Raw genomic sequence first — 13502 nt, 5'->3', positions numbered from 1 at the left:
AACCAAAACCTGAACCAAAACCTGAACCAAAACCTGAACCAAAACCTGAACATGATAACTCTCAAATAATAGTCAAGCCTATTATAAAAAACAATGCGTATAATACTCAAAATAGCACTATAGGACAAGCATTAAGAAGCATTAGAATGATGGATAACTTAAATGAAAACTATAAAAATTATTTTATTTTACTAGATAATGCAGATAAAAAAATCGTTCAAAGTAGTCTAAAAAGCTTGGAATCAAATGATTATTTATCCAATTCAATCCAATTATTAAACACCTACAGTAATTTCGGACAAAATAACATGCTCTCAACTCTTAATCCAACTTTCATAAATACACCTATGGAGGATATTAGATTAGCTAGTAATACTTATCCGACAAATTTATTATATCAAAGTGATGTAGCTAATTTTAATTTTTATGATAATCAAACATATATCTTCCAAATGGGACCTAGTTTTAAAAAAATATATGGTAATGATTTTCATGGAAGCTCCTATGGACTCAATCTTAGCGTAGGAAAAGAAATTAATTCTTCAATGTTCGCAACGCATTTAAGTACTTCATATTCTAATGTTGATTTTTCAACATCTAATATCAAAACAAAAAACGCAAATTTATCAAGCAATTATATTTTGAATTTAGAAAATTTTAAAATTTTAAGCGGTATTGGCATAGGATTATACTCAAGCAACATGCAAAGATATATACTAAATTCAGATACTTTAAAAGGAACATATAATGGATTGATAACTTCTACCCAATTAGGTGTAGCAAAAGAATTTAGTTATAATAAAAATTTAAATTTAACTCCTTTGGTATATTTTAATTACAATTATTTTCAACAAAATGCATTTAGTGAAAGCGGTGGAATTTTTTCAAAATCTTACGATAGCATAAAACACAACAGCACATCTTTAGTTTTAGGGATTACTTCTTCTTATGTATTACCAAATTTAGATGAAAATAAAAATACTATAACAGGTTCTATATTGTATGAAAAAAGATTAACAGGAAAAAGGATAAGCAATAATGCAAATTTTATTGATTTTAAAAATCAAAAATTTAAACAATACTATGATTTAGATAATAACTTACTCAACATTAACCTTGGGCTAAATTTCAAACCAAATAAAACATTCTTTTTTGATATAAAATTATTAAATGAAATTTATAAAAATCAATATAATGTTAATTTGGTGTCAAATTTTGGATTTAATTTTTGATTAAACAACTTAAAAAGGAAAAGAATGCAGATTATAAAATCATTTTTTAAAGGAATTGGAAAAACCATTTCTTATATCAACACTTATTTTAAAACCTTTGTGTTTTTATTTATCGTGTTTTTAATCCTTGCTCCAAGCGGGGATAATGCCAAACTTTCTAATGCAAACCTAGCTCAAATTAATCTTAAAGGTGAAATTAGCGATGCGAGCAATCTTTTAGAACAAATTTACAAAGTCAAAGATGATAAAGCTATAAAAGGGGTTTTGCTTTTTATAGATAGCCCTGGTGGAGCTTTTGCACCAAGCATGGAAATAGCTTTAGCTATACAAGATCTTAAAGCTAAAAAACCTGTGGTAGTCTATGCAGGTGGAACTATAGCAAGCGGAAGCTACCTAAGCGCGGTGGGAGCTGATATGATCATAGCTAATCCTGCTAGCTTTGTAGGATCTATTGGGGTAATTATGCAAGGCTTTGAAGTAAGTGAGCTTGCACAAAAACTTGGTATAAATGAGCAAACCATCAAAGCAGGAAGCTATAAAGAAGCAGGAACTTTCATGCGCAAATGGAGCAAAGATGAAAAAGACTTTTTGCAAAATTTAGCTAATCAAAGCTATGAACTTTTCACGCAATTTGTCGCTAAAAATCGCAAGCTAGATTTAAATCAAACAAGCTCATGGGCTGATGCGAAAGTGTTTTTAGCAAATGAGGCTTTAAAATTAAAACTCATTGATAAAATAGGCAATTACGAGCAAGCCAAAAAAGAGTTAGAAAAACTAGCCAAAGTGCAAAACCCTATCTGGCAAAAAGAAGATGCTATAAATAAGTTTTTAAAACGATTAGAAGAGCAAAGTGCTAGCTTTTTTGCTAACACTTTAGCGCAATTTTTCACACAAGTAAGCTCACAAAAAATCTACTAAGATTTAATAATCTCATAAAATCCATAAGTATCATTTTCTAAAAAGCCTTTGTATAAAGGCTTTAGCTTTAAATCTAACTTAACATTTTCAAAGGTATTTAAATTCGAGCTTGAAAAAATCAAAAGCATATCTAACTCATCTTTAAAGGCTTTTAAAAAGTTCTCCCCACCCTCATACATGATAAACTTGGCTTCACTGGGAATACTTGTAAAAATTTCTCTTTCAGCTACGCTAAATAAAGGAATGTTTGGATCAAAACTTTCTAAATTTTGACGGCTTAGTATACATAAATTTGGTGCTTTAGCCTGAACTAACCTTGCATCTAAAATAGGCCTATCATGCCTTATAGTTTCTCCACCTACTACTAGCAAATCAAGCTTTGAGCGTAATGTGTGAGCATAAGTTCTACTTGCTTTAGAACTTACGATTTTGCCATAAGCAGAACCATTTAAAGAAAGGGCTAGTTTAAAAAATTTAAAACTTGATTTTTGCCATTTTAAAAAAGGCTTTAAAAGCTCTTTGACTCTTTGCTCGCAAATTCCCATGTGAACTTTTATGCCTTGATCTTTTAAAAACTCTGCTCCACCACTTGCGAGCTTATGCTCATCCTTAGTAGCAATAAAAACTTCACTAAAACCAAGTGTGCTAAAAAGCTTTGCACAAGGTGGGGTTTTGCCCTGATGATTGCAAGGTTCTAAACTCACATAAGCACTAGCGCCTTTTAACAACCCCTGATGATTTTTGCAAATAAACTCATGCAAATCGTTTGCATTTTGTGGTAAATCTAAATTTGGATTAAGCACTTTTAAGGCTTTACTCACTGCTTCAAGCTCTGCATGAGCCTTGCCTGCTTCTTTGTGTGCTTCTATGCTTAAAATTTTGCCATTTTTGTCTAAGATCACACAACCTACGGCTGGATTGGGGTAGGTTAAAAGCTGATATTTCCAAGCTTCATCTATGGCTAAATTCATATAAAATTCGTGATTCATATTGCCTTCTATAATTTTATTTTTAAAAATATAGCAAAATATATTAATCACTTATCAATAAATAATCAATATAATAAAATTAATATAATTAATTAGGAATAATATGATTTGGACTATCGTAGGAATAATGATATTTATACTTTTACTCTTAGCTTTTTGGAAATTATGGCTAGGTTTAGCTTTATTTATATTAATCCCAACACTCATAATTGGAGCAATCGTAGGAATAGGGCTTTTAATATACTATAATATCGATGTTGTTACGCTTGTCTTCTCTTTCATAATTGGTGCTATATTAATAATCGGAGCAATTCTTATAGGTATAGTATTTTTATATTATATTTACACGAAAATTTTATCTTTAAAAAATTATCACCCAAAAACAAAAGATGAGTTAAAAGAGTTGATTGAAGATGAAATTAATTTAAAAGATATAGACACCCGCTTTTCACAGATATGAGCGAATTATTTAAAAATTCTACAAGAAGTGATTTTAAAGGATTAAAATATTGGGATGTTTCAAATGTAAAAAACATGGCTTCAATGTTTGAAGGTTGTGAAAATTTTAATCAGGATTTATCGAGTTGGGATATTTCTAAAGTAAAAAATATGGATTTTATGTTTGAAAATTGCGTTAATTTTAATCAAGACTTATCTAATTGGGATACAAGTAAAGTTGATTATATGCATAAAATGTTTAGAAACTGCCATAAACTTGACAAAAGCATTGCGCAAAAATGGAAACTAGATCAAGATTACTTGTTTTAAAAAGGTAAAGGTGCAAAAAATACCTTAAGCTTTACATGTTCATCGTAAGCTTTTAAAAAACCTTGTGCTAAAAACTTAATATCTTTAGTTTTTAATTTCTCTCTTAAGTCAAAAGTTCTCTCACATAGAGGGTAAATAAGATAAATTTCCTTTATCTCGTATTTATTTGCATAAGCAAACATTTGATATAAATCGCTTTGCGATATGCCATGCTTTTTCTCATCTTCGTTATCATCTGGAATTTTCCATTTGGTATCTAGGATCATTTTATTTTCTATATATAAATCAGGCTTTAACATAAAACATTTTTCATCATTTTTTGAAATTAGATACTTTCCATGACTTTGGGCTTTTATATTTTTACTAGGATTAGCAAGTTTAAACATATAAGCCACGTAGTTTTCAAAAAGTTTTTCCATAGGAAAAAGTAAAGCAAAGGCTTCGTTTTTACCTTTATATGGAGCAAAGCTTTGATTTTGTAAAAATATCTTACACCAAGAAAGTATATTTTCATAATAATCAAAATGTCTTGAAATTTTAAAACTAAAATCTTTTTCATAATTTGTAGAAAATTCTACCTCATCAAGCATTTGCATAGCTTTGATGATTTTAAATTTATTCAAGCTTGTTTTGGATTTTAAAAAATTTAATGTTGATTTTATCAAACGATTTGGTGCTATGTCTAAAACAAATTCATCGCTACTTGTGAAAAATCTTTCTTTGTGTATTAAATTTGATTTTATATGCTCATTGAATAGTAATTTTCCTTTTAAGAAAGCTCTGTTTTCTTCGCTACTTACATAAGATCTCATCAAACCTTTTTTATACACACTATCAAATTCATCTAAAAACATCGTGATAAATACTTCAAACAAAGGCATTTTAGCAATTTGCAAAGATGAAATTTGAGACTTTTTAAAGAGAGAATTTTTTAAGGTTTTTAGCATGTTGATTAAAAGAATACTAGGATTAATCTCACAATCTTTTTTATAAAAATCATCATTTTTAGAGATATTTTCTAATTCGTAGTATTTTTTTAATTTTTCTTTATCATAATTTGAGGATTTATCTTCTTTTTTATAGCTATCCAAATTTGTACATTTTGGTAAGATCTCTAAAACACCGCTTTTAGTCTGTATAATGCCGATATAATTTTTAGCTTTTAAGGTATTTTTGTTTTTAAAGCCTAGAAGACTTTCATTATTTTTTGCAAAGTCTTCTAGCTCTTTATAAAATATTTCAGCTTTTTCTTTGAAAATTTCTTTTAAATCTTCTTTAGAAAAATCTTGGTATTCGATGATAGAAAAGGTGTTAATTGTTTTCATTATTCATATATTTTTTTAAAAGTAGCTTCATCCCATTTTTGACTATCACTAAACTTATAAATAACCTTATCACTTTCTATAAATTCTGTCATATTTTTTAAATAATCTTTATTTTCAACAATAACATTTTCCAACATACCATTTTTATTTAAAACCGCGTCAATCAAAGCATAATCATTATAAAAATACTCTTGCAATAATGGGATGATTTTATTTTGAAAAACATTTTTTAATTTCTCTAAATTCTCAATGCCTATAAAAAATGCATGTCCTATAGTCTTTTCTCTATCTAGCAAGTATTCTATGCGAGTATTAATAGCTTTTAATAATTCTTGCAAATTAACACCTTCGCAATTATCTGACAAAACATTAGGTTTAGGTATCATCTCGATAAATTCAAAGCGTCTTCGCAAAGCTGTATCAAGTGAAGTTATACTTCTATCAGCTGTATTCATAGTGCCTATGATATAAACATTTTTAGGCACTCCAAATTCATCTTTACTATAAGGCAAAGTTACCTTTAACTCTTCTTCTTTACCTATTCTTTTGCTAGGTTCTATTAAAGTGATAAGCTCACCAAAAATCTTACTTACATTACCACGATTAATCTCATCTATGATTATTATATAAGGTTTTAAAGAATTATCGTTGTTTTTCTTATTTTCATTCTTTGCAGTTGATTGTTTTTCATATGCTTTAAATTTTTTCACTAAATTAAAATAATAAGTATGAGTTCTATCGGCATAATCTCTATCAAATACTTTTTTAAACATTTCAGCGGCATTATTAAATTCATCTTTGTGTTTTAATAATTCCATAAATATAGATATACTTAAATTAAAATTTCCATCAAATCTCTCTACTCCTTCACTATAAATCATAACCGTTTTATCATTGATATCAACAACAAAGAAATTTCCACCCTTTGTTTTACCAATAGGCTCATTTGTTTCCAAAAGCCAATTTAAAAAATTTTCAACTTTTTCCTTTAATTCTATTTTTTTATTTAACTCATCTATATTTAAGATACTATTCTCATAATTATCCAAAGCTTTTTTACAAAGTTCTTTAAAAATTCCGTCTTTTATTTCGTATTCTACTTCCTTAGAATTTTCTTTGCTATCTATATGAGGCTTTATACCTTCTACAAATTCTTCATATCCATAGCTTTGATGAAAAGTAGTAAAAACTATTTGCCTATTTTTTACATATTCATCAAATTTTGCTTTTTTCTCATCTCTATCTTTATTTGCTAAATTTTCACCCAATATCTCCAAAGCTTTATCTATAGTATGATAAGTTTTTCCTGTCCCTGGAGGTCCATAAAGAATTTGATTTAAAGGTGGATTTTGATTTTCATTTGGTGTTTTTTTCATTTTCAAAAAATGCTCTTTGTAAAATTTTTCATTTTCACTTTGCTTAACTACACTAAGATTTGAGCTACTTAATATATCTTCAAATAATGGTTTAGCATATAAATCATCTTCATTTTTACTTAAAACACTATATTCTAAAAACCTATTTAAAGAATATAGCCCAACAGCATCAGCACTCGTTATAACTTTTATCTTTTGATTTTTTATTTCTACTTTAAATTCTTTCTCGCCGCCTCTTGTTTTCAAATACTTAACCATATCTTTTGAAACATAATTTTTATAAGCATTGACATATTTTACAAATTCCAAATAGTGAGAATTAATGCAAGCATGCGGACAACCTTTTCCGCTCTTAAAATTATATTCTTGTAATAATCCATCTTTCAGTTCAAATGACAAATTTATTAAAACTTCCATAGAGTTTATTTGAAATGTATCAAAATCATCTCTATTAACAATATTTAATCTTTTGCATTCTTTAATTGCATATTTTGCTGTATTGATATATTGATTAACAGTCTTTAATCTTTTTTCCAAAAATATTCTAAAAATTTTTTCGTTTGAGTTTTCTATTTGTGCTTGTATTTTATTTCCATTTGAAAAGTGAAATTCAACAACATTCATACTATTTTCCTTTAATCCACAATTGCAAAAAATTTACAATTTTTATAATATCTATAAAAATATTCACTATCTTTATGCATAGTTTTTAAATAATTAAAAACAGGCGAAGTCCATTTATAACCTTGACTTTTTGTATGAAATTCATCTATTAATTTATCATCTTGATAAACATATACACTCATGCCGCCATTTTTTACAACTGCTTCTTTAAATTCATCTTCATCTTTTGGAAAATGATAATACACATTACCATTTTTATCTTTTTTGCTTATATTATAATCATATTTATTTTCAAGCATTATACGCCTTTTTGTTTTTGTATTTAAATTTAATTATATAAAAAATAAGTAAAAATTTAGAATTCTAAATTTTTACCATTGTATGAAGGTTTTAGCTTTTCTTATGTCGCTAAAATTTATAGTAGTTTTTTCTTGAGTTTCTAAATTTTCTAAAATGATATTTTCATCATCTACGGCGATGATTTTTGCTTCGATTTTTTCTTTTTCACTAGTTGTGATTTTTACAAGTTCGTTAATGCTTTTTGCAAAATGCTCGATTTTACTAAGTTTTCTTTCAAGCCCACAGCTTGATACTTCTAAAAAATACTCTCCACCCACAGGTGGCTCTACATCAAAAATAGGTGATAAAATCTCACTAAGCTTAGCACAATCATCAAGATTTACTCCACCTTCTTTTTGCACATAAATTCTATAAATTTTTCTACCATTTTCACTTACTAGCTCATCATCATAAAAGCTAAGCCCTGCTTCTTTACAAAGTGCTTCAAGATTCATTTTGTTCCTTTTTGATTTTTTCAAATAAAGCATCCATATGGTTTTGATACTCTAATCTATCATCAAATTTAAAGTGAAAATTCGGACATCTATACCACCCTTGCTCACTCATGCAATAATTTTGCAAAGCACGGGCGGCTTTTTTGAGTTGATTGAGTATGATTTCTTGCTCTTGGGTATTAAAAAACATTTTATCTAGATACACAAAAGCATCATATCTGCCTTTTTTACACTCCACATCTACTACGCACAAATTTTTTAAAGCTTCGTTGTCTAAATTTGCTAAAGCTTCTGGTATAAGTTCTTTTAAAATGCTTTCTGTGCGTAGCTTTTTGATTTCGGCTGGGTTCATAGGCTTACTTGTTCCTCAACTTCTTTATAACTTTCTATATAATCCCCCACTCTCATATCATTACAACCTTCTATGCCTACACCGCATTCATAGCCTTTTGCAACTTCTCTTACATCATCTTTAAAGCGTTTGAGCGAGCTTACATTACCTTCAAATACCACAACCCCATCTCTAATAAGCCTGATTTTCGCACCACGATTGATCGTGCCTTCTGTCACCATACAACCTGCGATTTGGCCTAATTTTGGTACATTGATCACTTGGCGAATTTCAGCTTGACCAAGTTGTTCTTCAGAGATGATAGGACTCATCATACCACCTAGTAAGGCTTTTACATCATCAAGCAAGTTATAAATAACATTATAAGTTTTTATCTCTACGCCTTTATCTTTAGCGCGTTCTTTGATCTCACCAGTTGGGCGTATATTAAAACCTAAAACAATAGAATTTTCACTCGCACTTGCAAGCTCTATATCACTTTGAGTAATCCCACCTACCCCACTATGGATGATATTAACCTTAATCTCATCGTTTTTGAGTTTTTCTAAACTAGCCTTAATCGCTTCAAGTGAACCTTGCACATCTGCTTTTAAGATCATAGGAAGGGCTTTTAAATTGCCTTCTTTGATTTTTGCACCAAGCTCATCTATGCTTACTTTAGTAGATTTACTTAGTTCTTTTTGGCGGTTGTATTCATGGCGTTTATTAGCATATTCTCTTGCTTGCTTATCACTATCTACGGCTATTAGAGTTTCTCCTGCATCAGCTACTTCACTAAGACCTATGATCACTCCGCACTCACCTGGGCCTATTTCTTTTAAAGCTTTGCCTTGATCATCACTCATAGCACGCACTTTACCATAAGCTTCCCCTGCTACGACTGTATTTCCTACTCTTAAAGTACCATTTTGCACGATGATAGTAGCCACAGGACCTCTACCTTTTTGCACTGAAGATTCTATAATACTTGCTTTAGCATGGGCTTTTGGATTTGCTTTAAGCTCTAAAATATCAGCTTGTAATAATACAATTTCAAGTAAATCCTCTACACCATCACCCTTTTTAGCTGAAACTGGCACAAATTCATGGCTTCCACCCCATTCTACTGGCATGATGTCCATTTCTGCTAGTTGGGTTTTTACCATGTCAGGATTTGCGTTTTCTTTATCCATTTTATTAATAGCAATGATGATAGGCACATTAGCTGCTTTTGCATGATTAATCGCCTCTTTAGTTTGTGGTTTTACCCCATCATCTGCAGCTACTACGATAATAACAATATCCGTTATACTAGCTCCCCTTGCACGCATAGCAGTAAATGCCTCATGGCCTGGAGTATCGATAAAAGTGATTTTTCTACCATTTTTTTCCACCATATAAGCACCAACATGCTGAGTAATCCCACCTGCTTCGCCACTTGCAATGCGTGATTTTCTTATATAATCAAGCAAAGAAGTCTTACCATGATCAACATGCCCCATAATAGTAATAACCGGAGCTCTTTGGCTTAAATTTTCTTCTGTTTGATTTTCATCATAATCTTTTACATAATCAAACTCATCAGCCTCATCAATGATATTAATCTCCACTCCAAATTCAGCAGCAAGAATTTCTATAGCATCCTCATCTAAAAAGTCATTTTTAGTTGTCATCATACCAAGCATGAAAAGTTTAGAGATAACTTCTCCGGTGTTTTTACCAAGTTTTTCAGCAAATTCATACACACGAATTTCTTTAGGTATGCTTACACTTGTTATAGCTTCACTTTCTTTTTTCTCTACCTTTTTAGGTGGTTTTTTACGACTTCTTCTTTGTATACCACCCTCGCCAAATGGGTTGATAGAGTTATTTAAAGATTGCTTTAAAATATTTGGTTGTTTTTTGTTTGCTGGTTGTGCTGGTTTGTTTTCTTTTACACTAAAATCAGGTAAAACTACCATATCATCATCTTCTAAAGAAATATCAGCAAAGTCTTTATCTCCTAAAAGATCCATTTTAGTAGTGTTTTCTTTTTTACTTGTCGCAGGATGATTTTTCTTTTCTTTTTTCTTTCTTTTTAAATTCTCATCTGAATTTGAAAAAATCATACTAAGGCTCAAGCCTTGAGTATTTTGTATATTAGATTTTTCTTCATTGTTTGTTTGGTTTTCTTTGCTTTCTTCTTTTTTCTTTTTAACGATAACTAAACCTCTTCTTTTAGCTAAATTTAAATTAGAGCCTAGTTTTTCATCGAATTTAATTTCTTCTTTTTTTTCTTCTAATGCTTCATTTTTAATAGGATTTTCAGGTTGCTTTTCTTCTTTTTTACTTTCTTCTTTCTTTTCATTTGTTGTTTTAACAGGAGTTTTTGTTTCTTTTTTAGTAGTTTTTTTCTCTTCTTTTTTGCTTTCTTCTTTTTTAGTAGTAGTTTTTTTAGTCGCACTTTCTTTTTTAGGTTTGGCCACTTTTTTTACCACATCTAGTATTTCACCTGATTGTACATATTGATAAATCGCTTCTGCGATTTCAGAAGATACTTTTTTGTTAGGGGATTTTATATCCTCTAAGCCTATTTCATTGGCTTTTTCTATAATTTCTTTACTAGTATATCCTAACTCTTGAGCGATTTCGCTAATCTTTACATCTGTCATTAAAAAATATCTCCTTTAAATCCTGCTGATTTATACTGCCATAAAAATTGCCTTTGCAAGCTCTCATAAAAGCTTTTTGCAATGTTTTTTCATCTTTTTCAAAACATGGATTACAAATATATAAACTCCTACCAAATTCCACTTTAGTGATAATTTGAGAATTTTTTATTTGAAATTGATGCAAACTTTGCTTTTCATAACGACCTTTGCAAACAATGCACATTCTAATGGGTATATGGTTTTTCAAAATTATATCTTTTTTTTGGAATTTTTAGCAAATTTTAAAGCCCTCATCATCAAATTCTAAAAGCTCAACTCTAAATTTAGCAAATTTATTTTTGATTTTTTCTTTGATTTGTTTAGCATCATCTTTATAAGCTAGAGTGAAAAAACTCGAACCTGAACCTGAAAGCGTGCTCATGAGAGCATTATTATCTAAAGCTAATTTTTGTACTTCAAAAAGCTCAGGTAAAAGTTTCATTCTTTGATTTTGATGAAGTTTGTCTAAACTTGCATATTTTAACATGTCATATTTTTTTTCTAAAAAACAAGCTGTTAAAAATGAAGCATGACAAAGATTAAAAACAGCATCTTCTAGATTAATTTTTTTAGCTAAAACTGTTCTTGATTTTTGAGTATTCATCGCTACATTTGGTATAGTTATAACAGCTTGTAAGTCTTTATCTACTTCTTTTTTTATAGCTAAGACTTTTTGATTGTGATTTAATGCACACACAAAACCTCCAAGAGCTGCCGGAGCTATGTTATCTGGATGATTTTCATATTTTAAAGCTTCATTTAAAATGATATTTTTATCTGCTTTAAATCCGCTTAATTCATAAGCACAAGCAATAGCTCCAATTATTACAGCAGAAGAACTTCCCATACCTCTTGCTAAAGGGATATTATTTTGAAAAACAAAACGAAAATTATCTTTTTTACCGCTAAGTCTTTGATAAATTTCATAAAAAATATTAACAAAAGTATTATTTTTTTTAAGATAGATATTATTTTCACCTTCTCCATGTATGTTAATACTAAAAAATTTAGATTTTTCAACTATAGTTTGATTAAAATGTTTTAAACTCAAGCCCAAACAATCAAAACCAGGACCTAAATTTGCACTTGTCGCAGGAACTAAAATTTTCATTTTTTACCTTAATTAATTGCATCTAAAACATAAAAAGGTGTATTTTCTTTGCTTAAATTTAAACCTTTTAAACTTTGAGGCATAAAAAAACTTCCTGCTTGTGTCTTCTCTAAAATAATTTCACCATTGTCTTTTTTTACAAAACATAAATGTTTGTTTGCAGGTATAGGAGTGTTGTTATTTAACTCAAAAGCACTGATTGCTTTTAAAGGAATGTTTTTGACTATGGCTAATGTCTCAAAAGAAACATAAGAAATTTTTATACCCATGTAAGAACCTGGCCCATGTACATAAATAAGCTTTTCAAACTCATATTGTGAAAGTAATTCTTGCAATATTTTTGGTAAAACCTCGCTAACTTTTAAATCACTTTCAATGGTATTTAGCAATAAATCATTTTCATAAATACCAAGCATTAAAGGTTTTGCTATGGCATTTAAAAGCAAAGTAACCTTTTTTATGCAAAAACCTTTTCGTAAACCTTATGTGTGCTTTTTTCTAAGCTTACCACTTCATAGGTACTAGGATCTTTTAAAAGTTCTTTAGTTAAAAGATGATTAAGCTTGTGTGAACCTGCATAAGAAGTATAATCTCCAAAAACTCTACATCCAAGCAAGGTTAAATCCCCAATAGCGTCTAAAATTTTATGACGCACAAATTCATCCTTAAAGCGCAAACCTTCAGGATTTAAAATACGATTATCATCAATCACAACAGCATTTTCTAGGCTTCCGCCAAGACCTAAATTCATAGCTCTTAAAGCTTGAACATCTTTTAAAAATCCGAAAGTTCTTGCTCTTGCTATTTGCTCTATGTAGTTTTGTTTGCTAAATTCAAAACAATAATTTTGTTTGCCTATAATAGGATTATCAAATTCGATTGTATAGTTTATAATAGGCATATCCGTAGGACTTAAACGCACAAATTTATTGCCTTCTTTTACTTCTACACTTTTTTTAATCACTAAAATTTTTTTTGCCGCATCAAGCTCTTTTATACCTGCTTCTTCAAGCATCATACAAAAACCTATACTGCTACCATCCATTACAGGAGCTTCGTTTGCGTCTAAAACTATACGCACATTATCAATACCATAAGCATTAATCGCACTCATTAAATGTTCTATAGTAGAAACATAACCCCTATGATCGCCTATTACAGTAGCCATTTGTGTATCGATGACATTTTCAGGCTTTGCTTCATAAGAAATTCCCAAATCACTTCTATAAAACACTATACCACTACCAGCTTCTAATGGCTCTAATTTTATACTAATAGGCTCACCCTTGTGCAAACCTATACCAACACCTTTAACTTCTTTTGCTATTGTTGTTTGATTCATTT

Annotated in this window: 14 protein-coding genes and 1 pseudogene; 4 read left to right on the top strand and 11 right to left on the bottom strand. The window is 29.6% G+C overall.

The features are described from left to right. Both L8X50_RS06800 and sppA read left to right on the top strand, forming a co-directional pair. The coding region (locus L8X50_RS06800) for an autotransporter outer membrane beta-barrel domain-containing protein (RefSeq protein WP_263660746.1) at positions 1 to 1232 on the top strand (1232 nt) is incomplete at its 5' end. 24 nt (positions 1233 to 1256) lie between these two features. Beyond that, entirely contained in the window at positions 1257 to 2150 is an 894-nt protein-coding gene (gene sppA, locus L8X50_RS06795; protein ID WP_263660745.1) for a signal peptide peptidase SppA, read from the top strand. Here the strand turns inward: sppA and ribD are convergent. Then, positions 2147 to 3139 carry a bifunctional diaminohydroxyphosphoribosylaminopyrimidine deaminase/5-amino-6-(5-phosphoribosylamino)uracil reductase RibD gene (ribD, locus tag L8X50_RS06790; RefSeq protein ID WP_263660744.1) on the bottom strand — a complete coding sequence of 331 codons (993 nt, stop codon included), beginning with the start codon at positions 3137 to 3139 and terminating at the stop codon, positions 2147 to 2149. The genes sppA and ribD overlap by 4 nt on opposite strands. Positions 3140 to 3242: 103 nt before the next feature. On the opposite strand from ribD, the gene L8X50_RS06785 reads away from it, so the two are divergent. Continuing rightward, positions 3243 to 3599 carry a hypothetical protein gene (locus L8X50_RS06785; RefSeq protein ID WP_263660743.1) on the top strand — a complete coding sequence of 119 codons (357 nt, stop codon included), beginning with the start codon at positions 3243 to 3245 and terminating at the stop codon, positions 3597 to 3599. Beyond that, the gene (locus tag L8X50_RS06780; RefSeq protein WP_263660742.1) at positions 3596 to 3907 is read left to right on the top strand and encodes a BspA family leucine-rich repeat surface protein; all 312 of its coding nucleotides are present in this window, start codon (positions 3596 to 3598) and stop codon (positions 3905 to 3907) included. Before L8X50_RS06785 ends, L8X50_RS06780 begins: the two co-directional genes overlap by 4 nt. Before the next feature lie 94 nt (positions 3908 to 4001). Here the strand turns inward: L8X50_RS06780 and L8X50_RS06775 are convergent. From L8X50_RS06775 to lpxC, 10 genes and pseudogenes are all read right to left on the bottom strand, one after another. Further along, a pseudogene (locus L8X50_RS06775) lies at positions 4002 to 5232 on the bottom strand (McrC family protein); the annotation flags it as partial. Continuing rightward, positions 5232 to 7232, bottom strand: coding sequence for an McrB family protein (locus L8X50_RS06770; RefSeq protein WP_263660739.1), 2001 nt, complete (start codon positions 7230 to 7232; stop codon positions 5232 to 5234). The pseudogene L8X50_RS06775 and the gene L8X50_RS06770, both read right to left, overlap by 1 nt. A gap of 11 nt (positions 7233 to 7243) precedes the next feature. After that, positions 7244 to 7531, bottom strand: a complete 288-nt coding sequence (locus tag L8X50_RS06765; protein WP_263660738.1) for a hypothetical protein — start codon at positions 7529 to 7531, stop codon at positions 7244 to 7246. 72 nt (positions 7532 to 7603) lie between these two features. After that, positions 7604 to 8026 carry a ribosome maturation factor RimP gene (rimP, locus tag L8X50_RS06760; protein WP_263660737.1) on the bottom strand — a complete coding sequence of 141 codons (423 nt, stop codon included), beginning with the start codon at positions 8024 to 8026 and terminating at the stop codon, positions 7604 to 7606. After that, on the bottom strand, positions 8016 to 8378 hold the full coding sequence (rbfA, locus tag L8X50_RS06755; protein WP_039617407.1) for a 30S ribosome-binding factor RbfA: 363 nt from the start codon (positions 8376 to 8378) through the stop codon (positions 8016 to 8018). The genes rimP and rbfA overlap by 11 nt, the downstream gene beginning before the upstream one ends. Then, positions 8375 to 11008 carry a translation initiation factor IF-2 gene (gene infB / locus L8X50_RS06750; protein ID WP_263660736.1) on the bottom strand — a complete coding sequence of 878 codons (2634 nt, stop codon included), beginning with the start codon at positions 11006 to 11008 and terminating at the stop codon, positions 8375 to 8377. Before infB ends, rbfA begins: the two co-directional genes overlap by 4 nt. Further along, entirely contained in the window at positions 10989 to 11255 is a 267-nt protein-coding gene (locus L8X50_RS06745; RefSeq protein ID WP_133319640.1) for a DUF448 domain-containing protein, read from the bottom strand. The genes infB and L8X50_RS06745 overlap by 20 nt, the downstream gene beginning before the upstream one ends. A 24-nt stretch (positions 11256 to 11279) precedes the next feature. Beyond that, positions 11280 to 12158: a homoserine kinase gene (gene thrB, locus L8X50_RS06740; RefSeq protein WP_263659729.1), complete on the bottom strand. Its 879-nt coding sequence runs from the start codon at positions 12156 to 12158 to the stop codon at positions 11280 to 11282. Positions 12159 to 12166: 8 nt separating this feature from the next. After that, positions 12167 to 12574: a tRNA threonylcarbamoyladenosine biosynthesis protein TsaB gene (locus L8X50_RS06735; RefSeq protein WP_263660747.1), complete on the bottom strand. Its 408-nt coding sequence runs from the start codon at positions 12572 to 12574 to the stop codon at positions 12167 to 12169. Between the two features lie 41 nt (positions 12575 to 12615). Beyond that, positions 12616 to 13500 carry a UDP-3-O-acyl-N-acetylglucosamine deacetylase gene (lpxC, locus tag L8X50_RS06730; protein WP_263660735.1) on the bottom strand — a complete coding sequence of 295 codons (885 nt, stop codon included), beginning with the start codon at positions 13498 to 13500 and terminating at the stop codon, positions 12616 to 12618. Between the last annotated feature and the right edge of the window lie 2 nt (positions 13501 to 13502).

The organism is Campylobacter sp. CNRCH_2013_0898h (assembly GCF_025772965.1).
GTDB classification, from domain to species: domain Bacteria; phylum Campylobacterota; class Campylobacteria; order Campylobacterales; family Campylobacteraceae; genus Campylobacter_D; species Campylobacter_D lari_D.
This window is presented reverse-complemented; position numbering and strand designations above follow the sequence as displayed.